The following is a 15,382-nucleotide window of genomic DNA, read 5'->3' on the forward strand; positions in this document are numbered from 1 at the left end:
AGCGGCTCTTTTTTACGTTTGTTGATTTACTTTTTTTTGTCTTTGCAGCCACATAAAAAAAGACATATCATCGTGAATGTCATCTTCTAGCACAGCCTTATAGACATGATCACTCGTATAATAGCGATTATATCCGCTTTGCTGCTTGAAAAATAAAATGCATTCCCGCTTCTTTTCAGTGAGAAGTGATTTTAATAACTCTTGTTTCTCAACTTTGCCTTTCACGATATTTTCTGGAAGCACGGAAATATCAAGCTTCCACTCTTCTCCCTTCTGAATCATATACAGACTCCACTGATACTTATCTTTTTCATTAGCAAATATCATCTTATAAGGGTTAAAACGCTTTGTAAGCTGATACCCCATGTGAAAAATAGATTCTTCATCCATTTCATCATTTCCTACGTAAAAATGAATGATGCGATTTGTCATGACATTTAACTCAAAACTCTCTCCTGAGAGAGGACAACCGTATTCTCTTAACAGATCCAATAAACGATTGGATACCACCAATTGATTTGCTTCGTGTTTTAATTCACTTGAGTATGACAGCAGCTCATTCATGTTTTTTGATTCCCCTATCTATAGATCGTGAATTGTTATTGATATTCGCTTTTTTTTCATAAAACCCTTTCATTTTTACCCTTTAATTAAAAATAACTGAATGTAAATTTAGTTATTTAAAGCAATATTTTATGAATAAAGAAAGTTTGAGTATAAAACCAGAAAAAGTTTAAAGACTATAGTCGATACCGATTTTAAGGAGGACTTAGTATGAATAATCACGAACTTCCTACAAACATGCAAACTGGAGCTGTCCCCCCTCAATTGAATCATGGAGGGCATGAACTGTTTGATGTTCATGAAACGCTTGCGGGCTCAATTAATGTAATGGATCAGTTTATGATGTTTCGGCAATATGTAAAAGAACAAGAACTGCTTGATATTATTGATCGTCAGTATCAGTTTATTTTAGACGAATATAATTTGATTGTAGAAGCTTTTTCTACCGGTCAAAAGTCGGCGGGTTCTACACATGTATACAACATGAAGCAGTCTCATACCTTTGTTTATGGCTTAAAGCCTTCGCAGCCTAAAAAACCGAATCAGTCCGTTGAGGAAATTAATGAAAAAGGAATTTCAGGTCATATGCTAGGTCTAGTTAAGTCTCAGGCATCTCTTTTAACCATGACCGCTTTAGAAATAACGAATCCTGTTGTTCGCCGAATATTCGGAGACAGTGTTCCTAACTGGATTGAAATGGCTTATGAAATTTCTCTTTATCAAAATAAACACCATTATTATCAAGTGCCGCAGCTTGCAAAAGAAGATATGCAGCAAATGATCACAAGTTTTGCAAAAGCCACTGCCTCTCCTCAGATGCCTAATAACCATAACCTGCATTAATTAAAAAGAGGCTGATACAAACGTATTTTGGTTGAAGGAAGATCCGAACGATTCATCGTTCGGATCTTTTCATTGGTATGGTGAATATAGGTTATGTTTAGAGCTGCTTCTAGCTGTTGATTGGAGGGAAAGGCGAAGACTCCTGCGGGAAAAGCGGAATAGATGAGACCCCACAGGAGCGCAAGCGACGAGGAGGCTCATCGGCCGCCCGCGGAAAGCGTAGCCTTGCACGGAAATCACCAGCAGTGTAACCAAACGACCCATACTAGATCATTTACTCAGTTTATTCGTCTTTAGATTGTATTGATTTTGTTATATCTCAATCTCGTTTTGTGTGTATATTTCAGAAAATGACAAAAAACTATGCATTTCGAATTATTTTCTGAATATTTGTAGTATTTTGATTAATTATGTATTATAATACAGTTAACTAATAGAAAGGAGTGAGGGATGCATCATATATACTCGGATTACAGTTAAAGGAGGTGTCATAACACGCTCGCAATACGTTTGCTAAAAGTCAGTTGAACTGTAGAACCGATATGTGATAGACCATGATGGTAAAGTTAAGGTTAATTCCCCTAAATGAACATGTAACATAATAAACTGCTTCTTTTTCTTTTAAAAGATAGAAGCAGTTTTTTTATGTGCGTTTTTCTTTTCCGGATTTAATACATGTTTTCTCCACTTTGGCTAACACTTAAGATATACATTTACGCACAAGGTGGTGACTTTAATGATCGCCGTAAAATTACTATTAGTCGCAGTTTTAATTGCATTAACTGCTTTTTTTGTAGCCACAGAATTCGCTATTGTAAAAGTAAGGAGTTCAAAAATCAATCAGCTTCTAGAAGAAGGAAATAAAAAAGCCGTCTCTGCCAAACACGTTATTACGCATCTAGATGAATATCTATCCGCTTGTCAGCTTGGTATCACCATCACGGCTCTCGGGCTTGGTTGGCTTGGTGAACCGACGCTAGACCGGTTGCTTCACCCTCTTTTCACTACCTTCCATACGAATGAGCCGCTTGCCGGTATTTTATCTTTTGTCATTGCATTTGTTGTTATTACTTTTTTACATGTTGTCTTAGGAGAATTAGCTCCTAAAACGTTTGCTATTCAAATGGCTGAACAAATTACGCTGAACTTTGCAAAACCGATTATCGTGTTTTACAGACTTATGTATCCGTTCATTAAAATATTAAACGGCTCAGCTCGTATGTTGACCAAGGTTTTTGGTATAACGATGATTTCAGAAAATGAAGCTGCCCATAGTGAAGAAGAACTTCGCATTTTATTATCTGAGAGCTTTGAAGGCGGTGAAATCAATCAATCCGAATATCGATATATGAGCAAAATTTTTGATTTTGATGATCGTTTAGCTAAAGAAGTAATGGTTCCTCGTACAGAAATTGTAAGTGCTTCTAAAGACGACGTGGTAGAGGTTTTTTTACAAATTGCAAATGTCGAAAAATATACGCGCTATCCAATTGTTGAAGATGGGGATAAAGATAAAGTAATCGGTCTCGTTAATATTAAAGAAATTTATAATGATATTGTATTCAACGAAAAAGACGGCACCAATACGTTAGAATCGTACGTCAAGCCTATTTTTAAAGTAATTGAAACCGTACCTATTCACGACTTGCTTGTAAAGATGCAAAAAGAACGTATTCAAATGGCTATTCTCTTTGATGAGTATGGCGGAACTGCTGGGCTTGTCACAGTAGAAGACATTATTGAAGAAATTGTGGGAGAAATTCGAGATGAGTTTGATACTGACGAAATTCCTTATGTACAAAAAATTAAAGAGGATCATTATATTCTTGACGGAAAAATGCTCATTAGCCAAGTAAATGATTTACTCGGCACAGATATTAGCGACGAAGAAGTAGATACCATTGCCGGGTGGGTGTTAACCGAAAAGTTTGATGTGACCAAAAATGATATCATTCAGCATGAGCAATTTTACTTTAAAGTTTTGATTATAGAAGATTTTCACATTAAGTATATAGAAGTAAAAAAAAGAAAGAAGAAAGAAAAAAAGGATGATCATGATTAATCATCCTTTTTATTTATTCAAAATCCATTTTACCAATCGTCTCCTCCATCAAAGAAATCTCCATCAAGCAGATCCTCTCCGGCTTCTTCAATATCTTCTCCTATTTCACCAAGCACCGAATCTTCAAACATATCATCCATCAAATTTTCAATGAGCAGTCCACCTAACATACCGGCTGCAAAGCCTCCCATTGCTCCTCCTAACCCGCTCATACGGGAGTGATGTGAGTGCTGATCATAGTGAGAAGGCTTATAATATTCATAGTCCCGAGGATTTTCCATCATCTCTTCCATCGCTTCTTCCAGCAAACGAGCAATAGTAGATGAATGGCTTAATTCATCGTTTGTAAAAAAGAGTTCGTTTTTTATTTCTCTCTCTCGGCCGAAAGAAGGCAAATCTAGCTCCAATAGCACGCGGATACCTTCTCTTTCAATGGCTACCTCAAACTCAACCTCATTTACATATCCCTTTAAGAAGTCTGTAGGGAAAAATGCAAATTCTTGTTTGTATCCATTAAATTTTCCTGAATGATGCTTTTCTCTGAAACCAAGTGCTTCAAAGCCTTCCACTAGCTGATATAAGCTTTTTGGAGCTTTAATGCGCACAGGGTCCCGGTCTGTTGAGTCAACTCCCCCTTCAATATCTAAGTGTGTTTTAAAGAAATAGCCAACATTACTCGCAGAGATTGGAAGATCCAGAGGCAAATGGTATGTAAATGGAATTTCTTTTTTCTCTCCTTCATTAATTGTAAATGAAGAAGCTGCGCGTAGGCTTTCAACACGATGTGTATGCATTTGACCGTTTTTCATTTGAACTTCAAGCCAAAATTCAACATCGATTAAATTAATATGTTGCTGAACGTTTCCGCCTCGGATGACGATAGCTCCTTCAATTACATGACCGAGGGTATAAGCCGTTTCATTTAATCGTAAATCGACTTTGGCAGCTCCAACCCCAATTTTAGCAAACATTTTTTTAAACATTCTTTTTCCTCCTCCAAAATGCTCTTACTATATATACGAAGTATACCGTTTATAAGTTTCAACTTACAAAAAAAGAACTCAATTTCTTGAGTTCTTTCTGCTAAATCAACGCTTCATTTTAATTCAAATGTTTATTGAATTAAAACACCCAGCCCCAACAGCAGCGACGTCTTTTGCAACCACCGTGATTACCGCCATGGTTACCGCCGTGACCTCCGCCATGGTTACCGCCATGATCTCCGCCATGGTTACCGTCGTGACTTCCGCCATGGTTGCCACCATGATGGCATTTTTTATGCCCAGAACGATGATCATCATCATGTTTAGGACAATGATCGTTATGCTTATAATCGTTATTACAGCATTTTCCTTCGTGGCTACTTCTTGGATCATAGCCAGAAGTTTTGTAATAATACTGATTAGAACACCAGCAACACTTCTTTTTGTTGTTGTAACTCACATAAACCATCCTTATCTATAAATAAGATTTATATAGGCAATTTTATACCTATATAAATAGATTATGTAAACTAGTACAAGGAAGTGCATTGCTGTGGGCCATGACCTAAGCCTGTTTTTAGGAGTATGTACGGGGCAGATAAGACAAGAAAAAAAGCCATCTAGAGATGGCTTTTTTTATATTTGATTTTTCACTTTACTTGCGCTTTCTGCATAAAACTCTAGAATTTCTCTTCTTCTCACAATTCCAATAAATACACCTTGATCATCCGTTACAGGAACAAAATTTTGGTCAATTGCCTTTGAAAGGATGTTTTGAACTTCATCATATATAGCAACTGGGTTATAATCTTGATAGCGGTCAATCTCTGTTAATTTAATATTTTCCGTATCTTGAAAGCGATAGTCTCCTAGGCTTTTTAACTTCCAAAGAATATCTCCTTCAGTAAGAACGCCCACATATTTACCATCATCGTCAACCAGCGGAACTGTAGAATAGCGATGGTACTCCATTTTTTCAAGAGCCTGTCTTAATGTGGATTGAATATTTAGTGTTACAACATCACTTTTTGGTACTAAGAAAAATGCAATATTCATTTTTTAATCTCCTTTTCCTTACCCGCTCATCTTACAATTTCTATTTATTTTTTCAGTTTTCGGTTTATTTGAATGTTTTAATCATACAAAATGCAGCTCGCAGTTATCTTACATTTACAACTATAAGCTGTCAATCCTAAGCTATGTAATTTTGGCTTCTTATTTTCTTTATTACAGTACCCGTTTTCTAAATAATCAAATCCTAATTTTTAGAAAAACACGTCTAGTTAAAATAATGGTTCCTGCAGCTGCTTTTTTATACTAATAAGGGCCGGAAGAGCTACTTTCAGCTCTTCTTCTCTGCGATAAGAACGCAACTGAACCTCATTATATGCTCTGTTTATACTTTTTGACTCATGAAAAAGTCCCACATGATTCGGCTAGCGTTGGGTCCTTTAGGATCTGTATAGCTGCCCGCTGAATTCCCTCCTGACCATGCATGCCCCATTCCATTGATAATATATTTATCAATAGCCAATTCTCCCTTACTGCTTTCGTAGCGATATGTTGTATAATCCCGTCCAAAGAGAATTTTTTCTTCTCTCGTTTTAACCGGGCTATCTTGAATCCATCCATCTATTCTTCCGTTATAAGCAAGATTATTCGTTGTAATCCACTGGTGAACCACTTGATCTGCATTGGCTACATTTACCGTAGAATCAGCGTTACCATGAAATACAATGAGCGGCAGTGGCTTTGCCCGTTTCCCCATTTGCTGATAAGCAATTCTCCCTTGTTTAACGGGGGAAGGACCTTTACTGGCCATAACAGAATACGCATTAAATACGTTAAGAGCCGCCTGATATTCGATACCCGCTGACACACCTATTCCAGCAAACAGTTCTGGATACGTTACCCCCATAACGATGCTCATTGCTCCTCCTGCTGACAGACCGGCAATAAACACTTTATTTTTCTGAATAAAATGCATGTTTTGGACTTTCTTTACAATCCCTGCAATAATAGCTGGCTCGCCAAACCCTCTAATTTGATGAAGAGGTTCAAACCAGTTCCAGCATTTATTCATATTTGAGTTAGAAGACTGCTGTGGATATACGACAATAAATTCCTTTTCGTCGGCGAGCTCATTCATTTGCGTGCCTATCGCAAAATCATCTGCATTTTGTGTACATCCATGCAGCATAACCATTAGTGGATAAGATTTTAAAATATGATAGGATTTAGGTAAATAGACCTTGAATTTTTTTCCTTTATGAGTATATGTTTTAAATGATTCAGATGACGCTTCTTGTTGTTCACTTGAAGACACAAGCGTTGACGTATTTATAACATTAGGTAGTGAACCCAACATGGTACCCCTCCTCTTTTTGTCAACGTTTTCATTTTTCTTCCCAATTACGTCCTGTATTACAATACTACATATTATTTCGTGTTTTTGCACGTTCTACATACTCTGAGAGTAAAACTTGTTTTGGTTTTAAGCCGTTTTTTATATTCTTGAAATTTGGGATTTTTTTGCTATATATATACTTTATTACTATATATGAAAATTGTCACTATAATCATGAAAAAAGGACAAACATGCCGTTTGCCCTTTTATTTGGACCTTGTATGTTTAAATATCTTTTGCCGAATTAAGCCTCTATACTTTTATTATATGATGCTCCCTATCATTTATATGAATTTATTGCTCTTCATGTTTAAATCTGTAACCTTTACTATTTCATACTCTGCTTTTTATTCACCAATTCTATCGTAGCAAACGGCAAGGTGCAGGTGCGGAAGCCACCTTGAAACAGAGGAATCTTGAAGAGCAAATATTTTCGTTTAGCCTCTGCTTCGTTCGCAACAATCGTACAAAGGCTGATTGTAATCACTCTTTTCCTCTCCTTTTGCTTAAATGGGTATAGCAAAGAGACACTATTAGAGTAGATTCCTTTATTTTGCATACATTTTTTAGAAAACTATGGTAAAAATAAGACTTATCATATGGAGGTGAATAAAGTGGCAAATATCCCAAAGGATACTGAGCCCTACTGGCGCGATCATTTAAAGTTTCCAACATACCCATCTCTTTCAGAAAATCGAAAAGTTGATGTTGTAGTAGTAGGAGGCGGTATTAGCGGTATTACAACAGCTTATTTATTACAAAAAGAAGGACTGAACGTGGCGTTAATTGAAGCTGATAATATTTTAAATGGGACAACCGGTCACACAACAGCAAAGATTACAGCTCAGCATGACGTTATCTACGATGAGCTGCTTTCACACATTGGCGAAGAAAAAACGCTGCTGTATTATAAAGCAAACGAACAAGCTCTGCAGTTTATGAAAAACTTAATTCAAACGGAAAACATTGACTGTGATTTTTCGGTACAAGATGCTTACTTGTACGGAGAAACGCTGGAGTTTGATCATCGAGTTCGTAAAGAATTTCGAGCCTATCAGCGATTACATATTCCATGTGAATTTGCAACAGAGCTTCCTTTTAATTTTGATATTAGGGCAGCAGCTATTATGAAAGATCAAGCTCAGTTTCATCCGCTAAAATATCTGCTTCATTTAGTGAAAAAATTCACAGAAAGCGGCGGATTGATTTTTGAAAACACCGTAGCAACGGACGTAGAAGAAAGCACGTCGCCCACCGTTGTCACAAGAGACGGCCATCGAATTTCTTGCAAATATGTAGTGGCGTGTTCACACTTTCCATTTTATGATGGAGCGGGCTTTTACTATACGCGCATGTATGCCAAACGTTCGTATGTGTTAGCAGCAAAAGTTGAACAAGCTTACCCTGGAGGCATGTATTTAAGTGCTGATCAGCCTACTCATTCGCTGCGTTCAACAAAAGTTGACGGAGAAGAACTCATTTTAATTGGTGGAGAAGGCCACAAAGCTGGACAAGGAATTAATACTATATTCCACTATGAGTCCCTTCAGAGGTTCGCCGAAGAAAATTTTACTGTTCAACATTTTCGTTATAAATGGTCTGCACAAGATTTATTTACGCTTGATAAAATTCCATATATCGGTCCTATTAAAGAAAGCAAGCCAAATATCTTTATTGCCACCGGATTTAAAAAATGGGGAATGACTCATAGCACCATTGCAGCACATATTATTCGAGATGCAATAACCGGAAAAGACAACCCATATGCAGAGTTGTATAATCCATCTCGTTTTTATGCGGACCCTAGCCTTAAGCATTTCTTTCGTCAAAATCTTGATGTGGCTGAACACTTTATTACCGGTAAGTTTTCAATGCCTGAAAAAGGACTGGATCAGCTTCAAAATGATGAAGGGTCGGTCGTATACGTAAACAGCAAACGTACGGGGGCTTATAAAGATCCTCAAGGGAAGCTTCACTGCGTGGATACTACATGCACGCACTTAGGATGTGAAGTGAATTGGAACGCTGGTGACCGCACGTGGGACTGCCCTTGTCACGGTTCTCGTTTCTCTTACGACGGATCTGTGGTAGAAGGCCCTGCTAAAAAGCCGCTTACGCCAGTGGAGGTCAATTCAAGCGATAAAAAAAGCACGCCGTAGGGCATGCTTTTTTTATCATTATCAATGGATTCACATTTGAGTTTACTCATTACATCCTTCTTTTCTAAAGTATCGATTATACACCAAAACCATTGCATAAATGACTAAAAAAGAAAACGTAAAGATAATTAACCTTCCAGATTCAGGGACATGATCAAGATAGTCTGTTTCAAAAAACATAACAAACATCAAAAATGGCAATAAAAATAAAAACCAAATAAAATCTCGATCCATAAACATTTTTATAAAAAATAAAATGGCCCCGATGTAGACAATCATCAAAAACATAATCATTCACCAAATTCTATTTAATACTAGAGGTGTTGTAATGATTATATCGGATTTCTCCGGCGAAATATAGAGTCATTGGTTTTAATTTTATAAATTCCTTACAACTTTCAAACTGCTATTTTAACATAATAAGGGAATTTACTGTTGTAAAGACTCTAAGTGAGCAAAAAATTGCGGGTAAGAGACGGATACCGCGTCACGATTTTCAATAATTGTTTCCCCTTCTGCAATACAAGAGGCAACAGCAAGCATCATACCGATACGGTGATCTCCGTGGCTGTTTACATTTGCTCCGTGAAGTTTTGTACCTCCGTGAATAATCATTCCATCTTCCGTTGCTTCAATGTTAGCTCCCATTTTGGTTAACTCATTCACTACCGTATCAATACGGTTTGTTTCTTTGACTTTTAACTCTGCAGCATCTTTAATAACTGTAATCCCTTCTGCTTGGGTGGCAGCTAGTGCAATAATTGGGATTTCATCAATTAGGCGTGGAATTAAGTCTCCGCCTACTTCTGTACCTTTTAAGTGAGAAGCTTCTACAACTAAATCTGCATAGGGTTCCGCTGTTTCTTTTGTTTCTTTGACTGTCTCGATCGAAGCGCCCATATTTGAAAGCACATCTAAAATACCTGTTCGAGTCGGATTCATCCCCACTTTTTGAATTTCAATGCGGCTGTTTGAAATAATAGCCCCCGCTACTAAAAAGAATGCAGCTGACGAAATATCACCAGGCACTTCTACATGCGTTCCTCTTAACGTTTGACCGCCTTCAATTGAAACGGTTAAGCCTTCTTCTTCGACTTTAACACCAAATGCCTCTAGCATACGTTCTGTATGATCACGCGATTTCGCCGGTTCCGTTACAGAAGTTGTTCCTTCCGCCTGCAGTCCAGCAAGTAAAATAGCTGATTTTACTTGCGCGCTCGCAACGGGAGATGTATAGTGTATCCCTTTTGCTTGCCCACCTCGTATAACAAGCGGTGTAAAATTAGCGTCTTTTCGGCCATCTAAATGAATATTCATATCACGAAGCGGACCGGTCACACGCTTCATGGGGCGTTTGGCAATGGATTCGTCTCCAATCAATGTTGAATGAAAGGGTGTATTTGCTAAAATCCCCATCATAAGGCGAATCGTTGTGCCCGAATTTCCAACATCTAAAATATCAGATGGCTCTTTTAGAGCTTGTATCCCTTTTCCTTTTACTACGACGCTTTGTTCATCAATCATTTGAATGTCTACACCTAGTTTTTGAAAGCAGGAAATGGTGCTAAGGCAATCGTCTCCTGGCAAAAACCCGTTAATCGTTGTTGTTCCTTCTGCGATTGAACCAAACATAACGGAACGGTGAGAAATGGATTTATCTCCTGGAATTTGAATCGTTCCTCGTAAAGCTTTTACTGTCACAATATGTCTCTCCTTTTATGCGTGAAGCGAATCACGAAATTCTTTGGCATCTGAAAAGTAATCAAATAATTCGTGACCGTTACCTTTTTCTACTAATAGTTTTACTTGTTCCATTTCTTTCATCCAGTCATCAAGCAATGTTAAAAGCATAGAACGGTTTTGTTTTAGTATATCTCTCCACATATGAGGATTGCTTGAAGCAATTCTCGTAATATCTCGAAAACCGCCTGCTGCCATTTCCGTGACAAGATGATTCTGTGCTGAATATCCTTTTACTTGTCTTACAAGACTGGTCGCAATCACATGAGGTAAATGACTGACAACTCCAGTGATTTGGTCATGAGTAGCTGCATCAAGCGGTACAAATTGTGCACCTGTAGGCTCTAGCAAATGCATAAGCGCATCTATTTTTTCTTTTTGCTCATTTTCAAACGGCGTTAAAATATAGCGCGCCGAACAAAATAAATCCGCTCGTGCATTGACTGCACCGCTCGTATGAGAACCAGCCATCGGATGCCCGCCAATAAATGAAATACGTTTCTTATTCAGCGCTTCGGCTGCTTTCATAATTTCACCTTTGGTACTTCCGACATCCGTTACGATAACCGTTTCTTTAAGCTTCCAAGTAGAAAGGTCGTGTATCCATGCTGTCGTGTACTCTACTGGAGTAGCAAGCACGATATAATCTGCTTGGGCTGCTTCTGTTTTTATATCTTCAGCTACATAATCAACGATACCTAGCTGGTTGGCTACTTGTACTTCATTTGTATTGATATCAGCTCCAACGACTGTGACGTGACGATGCTTCTTCATAGCTAGCGCTAATGATCCTCCAATAAGGCCGACGCCAATAAGTAATACACGTGTTTTCACCTTTCATTCTCCTCTATTCATTAAAATTGCTTTGCGTATTCTTCATGTTTTTTCACATTTTCTTGAATTAACTGAATTCGATCTGCCCCAAATTGATCGATAATAGCAGATGCTAGTTCCCAAGCAATCACTGATTCTGCTACAACCGCTGCCGCAGGTACTGCACAGCTGTCTGAGCGTTCAATACTTGCAGCAAATGGCTCTTTTGTATCAATATCTACACTTTGCAGCGGCTTGTATAAGGTAGGAATAGGTTTCATGACACCTCGCACAACAATCGGCATCCCTGTTGTCATGCCTCCTTCTAAACCTCCAGCATTGTTCGTTTTACGCGTATAGCCGTTTTGTTCATCCCATAGAATTTCATCATGGACTTCACTTCCCGGTCTGCGAGCTGCTTCAAAGCCTACGCCGATTTCAACGCCTTTAAACGCGTTAATGCTCATAATAGCAGCAGCTAGCTTTGAATCTAACTTACGATCATAGTGCACGTAACTTCCCACTGCAGTAGGCATTCCTTCTACTACTACTTCCACTACGCCACCAATGCTGTCTCCATTTTCTTTTGCATCATCGATTGCTTTCATCATTTTCTGTCCCGCTTCTTCATCTAAGCAGCGAACAGGTGACGCTTCTGTTTTTTCCTGAAGTTCTGTCAGTGACTCATATGCCGTTTTTTCAGCTTTCACACCGCCGATTTCAAGCACGTGACATGCAATATTTACGCCTACAGCTTTTAGTACTTGTTTGGCAACTGCGCCTGTGGCTACTCGTACCGTCGTTTCACGAGCAGATGAACGTTCCAATACGTTTCGCATATCTCTGTGACCGTATTTAATCGCTCCATTTAAATCCGCATGACCTGGACGAGGTTTTGTAATTTGTCGCTTTACTTCTTCATCATGATCAACTGGATCAGCACCCATAATATTTCTCCAGTGAGTAAAATCTTTGTTTTCAACGACTAAAGCAATGGGTGAACCAAGCGTCTCACCGTGGCGAACCCCGCCTTTAATCTGAACTTGATCTTTTTCAATCTGCATGCGGCGTCCGCGCCCATGTCCCTTTTGTCTTCTTGCTAAATCTTCATTAATATGTTCGGCTGTTAATTCAAGCCCTGCCGGTACTCCTTCAATAATCGCTGTTAATTGAGGTCCGTGCGATTCTCCTGCTGTTAAATATCTCATATTATCGATTCCTTTCTGTTATAAAAAATAAAAAAACTCGCCCCTACGTCATAGGGACGAGTTTTTCTCGCGATACCACCCTAGTTGCAAACATTGCTTGCCACCTCGAATTGTTAACGATCCGCTGACCGCTCTGTAAAAGAGTACTCAAAGAGTGTAATTCGCTCACATTTGTGTACTGACTTCCACCAACCGTCAGCTCTCTGAGACAGGGAAATGTTTGCTACTAGTTTCTTATCACTGTATCACTATGAAATTAAGATAATTTTACTGCTGCACCTTTTAATTCTTCCATGAATTTGTGGAATTCAGGAATGTTCATTTGCTGTGCTGAATCTGATAGTGCTACTGCTGGGTCTGGATGAACTTCTGCCATTACAGCATCTGCGCCGATAGCAATCGCTGCTTTTGCACATGGTAATAGTAAGTCTTTGCGTCCTGTTGAATGCGTTACGTCTACTACAACTGGTAAATGCGTTTCTTTTTTCAAGATTGGAACAGCTGAGATATCTAATGTGTTGCGTGTTGCACGCTCGTATGTGCGGATACCGCGTTCACAAAGAATAATGTTTCCATTTCCACGAGACATAATGTATTCAGCAGCGTTAATGAATTCTTCAATTGTTGCTGCCAATCCACGTTTTAAAAGAATTGGTTTATCTACAGAACCTGCTGCTTTTAATAGCTCAAAGTTTTGCATGTTACGTGCACCAATTTGAATCACATCTACGTAGTCTAGAGCCGTTTCAATATCTTGAGGAGAAACAATTTCACTAATAATTGATAGGCCTAGCTCATCTCCTACTTGACGTAAGATTTTTAGTCCTTCCACTCCAAGACCTTGGAAATCGTAAGGTGATGTACGTGGTTTGAACGCTCCGCCGCGCATTAATGTAATGCCTTGTTCTTTAAGCGCTAAGCCCACTTCTTTTACTTGTTCGTAGCTTTCTACTGCACATGGCCCCATTACAAATTCTAAATTTCCAGGTCCTACTTTTGTACCGTTGATGTCAACAATTGTATCTTCGGATTTCTTTTTACGAGATACAAGAAGTGCTTTGCGGTGGTCGTCTTCTTGAAGCTCTAAGCTAGCTTTGAAAATTTCTTTGAAAATATGCTGAATTGTTGAAGCTTCGAATGGACCATTATGGTTAGCTAAGATTTGATCTAACGATTTACGTTCACGAACTGGATCAAAGCGATTCACACCTTGTGTACCTTTTACTTTTCCAATTTCTTGTGCGATTTCACCGCGTTTGTTTAATAATTCTAAAATTTCTAAATTTATTTCGTCGATTTGTCCTCGTAATTGTTCTAGTGATTTTGTCATTTTAAAAATCCTCCTTTGATTTTATAACCTCGAACGGACTTTCTCGTTTAGTTTGTATTGAAAAATCCGTTTTACACCTACACAACCGCTTATGCGGATATACAAAAAGTCCCTACTGATTGTATCAGTAGGGACGAATTGATCGCGGTACCACCCTAATTGCAAGCATTGCTTGCCTCTTCATTAAGATAACGGCTATTGCCGCTTTTGACTATCGCCAAAAGAAAGCTCCAAGAATGTAATTCGCAATCTCTTTTGTACTGATTCGCACCAACCATCAGCTCTCTGAATACAGGGAAGATTTTGCTACTATGCTCTTTTCATCGCTTGTAATGGATATAAAATTATAATGGACCGAAATACAAAAAGTCCCTACTCACCCTTAAGATTTTTCTTAAGAGTCAGTAGGGACGAAAATTCGCGGTACCACCCTAGTTGCAAGCATTTCACTTGCCTCTTCATTAAAATAACGGCCAGGCCGTCTTTTCCTGCTCGGAAAAGATGCTCAAGGAATGTACTTCGAAAAAATTTGTGTTCTGACTCGCAGCAACCGTCAGCTCTCTGTTACAGGGAAATTTTTTCTACTAGTGCTCCTATCAACGCTCAGTATTGACTATGTATGTGTACTTGGATAATCAGTTCCGATCGTTTGAAACTGTTTGTCGCTTCCAAGTTGTGTGTAATGTTGTGTGATGTTGATTTGTATTATGAATGGTTTTTTTATCTTCGTCAACACTTTTTATTAATTTTTTTTATTTTTTTAAAACCATAGCTCCTTCAAACCCATCTCTATCAAGAGTTTTGCTACTCTAATTTTTTTCAAACTTGTATTCCATTTCAGATTCACATTCAATAAATCCATGTTTTTGATACAAGCTTTTTCCAGCGGAAGAAGCATTTAACCATATTCGATTTACACCACTTTTTTGGCAGTACTGCATCAAATGCTTTAAAATAGCTGAAGAATAGCCATTCTTTCGGTGATCGAAAGCTGTATACATGTTCATAACATATGCTTCTTTTCCTTGGAGGTTACTCGGTGAAGGCGGACGTATAAAAAAGACGATGCTTCCTGCTGATACAATTTCTCCATCCGCTTTTAAAATAGCCGTATAGCTATTTGGATTATTTATATTTGCAGTAAAATATTCTTCTGTAGCTTTTTGAAACAGCTCCTCGTTTCCGTTTAATTCTCCCAGTTCTTTCATGAGCAACATTCGCAGTTTAACCAAATCCTGAACGTTTTCTAGCGCTGCTTTTTCAACCATGACTT

At 38.3% G+C, this 15,382-nt stretch carries 16 protein-coding genes and 3 other annotated features; of the genes, 4 read left to right on the forward strand and 12 right to left on the reverse strand.

The features are described 5' to 3' along the window. Window positions 1–12 precede the first annotated feature (12 nt). Window positions 13–564 carry a hypothetical protein gene (locus Q5794_RS15720; protein WP_214986867.1) on the reverse strand — a complete coding sequence of 184 codons (552 nt, stop codon included), beginning with the start codon at window positions 562–564 and terminating at the stop codon, window positions 13–15. A 210-nt stretch (window positions 565–774) separates the two neighbouring features. Here Q5794_RS15720 and Q5794_RS15725 point away from each other — a divergent pair, with 210 nt between their 5' ends. From Q5794_RS15725 to Q5794_RS15735, 3 genes are all read left to right on the forward strand, one after another. After that, entirely contained in the window at window positions 775–1,407 is a 633-nt protein-coding gene (locus tag Q5794_RS15725) for a spore coat protein (protein WP_374988146.1), read from the forward strand. A 116-nt stretch (window positions 1,408–1,523) separates the two neighbouring features. Then, window positions 1,524–1,658, forward strand: coding sequence for a hypothetical protein (locus Q5794_RS15730; RefSeq protein WP_257128798.1), 135 nt, complete (start codon window positions 1,524–1,526; stop codon window positions 1,656–1,658). 485 nt (window positions 1,659–2,143) lie between these two features. Beyond that, window positions 2,144–3,469, forward strand: a complete 1,326-nt coding sequence (locus tag Q5794_RS15735) for a hemolysin family protein (protein ID WP_192994072.1) — start codon at window positions 2,144–2,146, stop codon at window positions 3,467–3,469. Window positions 3,470–3,498: 29 nt separating this feature from the next. Here the strand turns inward: Q5794_RS15735 and Q5794_RS15740 are convergent, their stop codons facing one another. The 5 genes from Q5794_RS15740 to Q5794_RS15760 form a co-directional block, all read right to left on the reverse strand. After that, entirely contained in the window at window positions 3,499–4,452 is a 954-nt protein-coding gene (locus Q5794_RS15740) for a sporulation protein (RefSeq protein ID WP_214988476.1), read from the reverse strand. A 123-nt stretch (window positions 4,453–4,575) separates the two neighbouring features. Next, the gene (locus Q5794_RS15745; protein WP_214988474.1) at window positions 4,576–4,845 is read right to left on the reverse strand and encodes a hypothetical protein; all 270 of its coding nucleotides are present in this window, start codon (window positions 4,843–4,845) and stop codon (window positions 4,576–4,578) included. Between the two features lie 243 nt (window positions 4,846–5,088). Continuing rightward, complete coding sequence (locus Q5794_RS15750; RefSeq protein WP_214988472.1) at window positions 5,089–5,508, reverse strand: CBS domain-containing protein; 420 nt, start codon at window positions 5,506–5,508, stop codon at window positions 5,089–5,091. 340 nt (window positions 5,509–5,848) lie between these two features. Beyond that, a complete protein-coding gene (locus Q5794_RS15755; protein WP_016764703.1) occupies window positions 5,849–6,820 on the reverse strand; it encodes a PHB depolymerase family esterase in 972 nt (323 codons plus the stop codon). Between the two features lie 367 nt (window positions 6,821–7,187). Continuing rightward, window positions 7,188–7,346: a hypothetical protein gene (locus Q5794_RS15760; RefSeq protein ID WP_192994078.1), complete on the reverse strand. Its 159-nt coding sequence runs from the start codon at window positions 7,344–7,346 to the stop codon at window positions 7,188–7,190. A 127-nt stretch (window positions 7,347–7,473) separates the two neighbouring features. Here Q5794_RS15760 and Q5794_RS15765 point away from each other — a divergent pair, with 127 nt between their 5' ends. Continuing rightward, window positions 7,474–9,018, forward strand: coding sequence for an FAD-dependent oxidoreductase (locus tag Q5794_RS15765; protein ID WP_215054697.1), 1,545 nt, complete (start codon window positions 7,474–7,476; stop codon window positions 9,016–9,018). A 42-nt stretch (window positions 9,019–9,060) separates the two neighbouring features. Here Q5794_RS15765 and Q5794_RS15770 read toward each other — a convergent pair whose 3' ends face one another. The 6 genes from Q5794_RS15770 to Q5794_RS15795 form a co-directional block, all read right to left on the reverse strand. After that, window positions 9,061–9,306, reverse strand: coding sequence for a hypothetical protein (locus Q5794_RS15770; protein WP_374988147.1), 246 nt, complete (start codon window positions 9,304–9,306; stop codon window positions 9,061–9,063). Window positions 9,307–9,447: 141 nt separating this feature from the next. Continuing rightward, on the reverse strand, window positions 9,448–10,719 hold the full coding sequence (gene aroA / locus Q5794_RS15775; protein WP_192994082.1) for a 3-phosphoshikimate 1-carboxyvinyltransferase: 1,272 nt from the start codon (window positions 10,717–10,719) through the stop codon (window positions 9,448–9,450). A 15-nt stretch (window positions 10,720–10,734) separates the two neighbouring features. Beyond that, complete coding sequence (locus Q5794_RS15780; RefSeq protein WP_214988468.1) at window positions 10,735–11,592, reverse strand: prephenate dehydrogenase; 858 nt, start codon at window positions 11,590–11,592, stop codon at window positions 10,735–10,737. A 20-nt stretch (window positions 11,593–11,612) separates the two neighbouring features. Beyond that, window positions 11,613–12,779: a chorismate synthase gene (aroC, locus tag Q5794_RS15785; RefSeq protein ID WP_013057697.1), complete on the reverse strand. Its 1,167-nt coding sequence runs from the start codon at window positions 12,777–12,779 to the stop codon at window positions 11,613–11,615. A 49-nt stretch (window positions 12,780–12,828) separates the two neighbouring features. Next, window positions 12,829–13,029, reverse strand: a binding site (T-box leader). Between the two features lie 6 nt (window positions 13,030–13,035). Continuing rightward, complete coding sequence (locus tag Q5794_RS15790; RefSeq protein ID WP_013057698.1) at window positions 13,036–14,109, reverse strand: bifunctional 3-deoxy-7-phosphoheptulonate synthase/chorismate mutase; 1,074 nt, start codon at window positions 14,107–14,109, stop codon at window positions 13,036–13,038. A 126-nt stretch (window positions 14,110–14,235) separates the two neighbouring features. Next, window positions 14,236–14,442, reverse strand: a binding site (T-box leader). 70 nt (window positions 14,443–14,512) lie between these two features. Beyond that, window positions 14,513–14,718: a binding site (T-box leader), on the reverse strand. 200 nt (window positions 14,719–14,918) lie between these two features. Next, the gene (locus Q5794_RS15795) at window positions 14,919–15,377 is read right to left on the reverse strand and encodes a GNAT family N-acetyltransferase (RefSeq protein ID WP_192994085.1); all 459 of its coding nucleotides are present in this window, start codon (window positions 15,375–15,377) and stop codon (window positions 14,919–14,921) included. Window positions 15,378–15,382: the final 5 nt, after the last annotated feature.

It is taken from the genome of Priestia megaterium (assembly GCF_041941685.1).
In the GTDB taxonomy this organism is placed as follows: Bacteria; Bacillota; Bacilli; order Bacillales; family Bacillaceae_H; genus Priestia; species Priestia megaterium_C.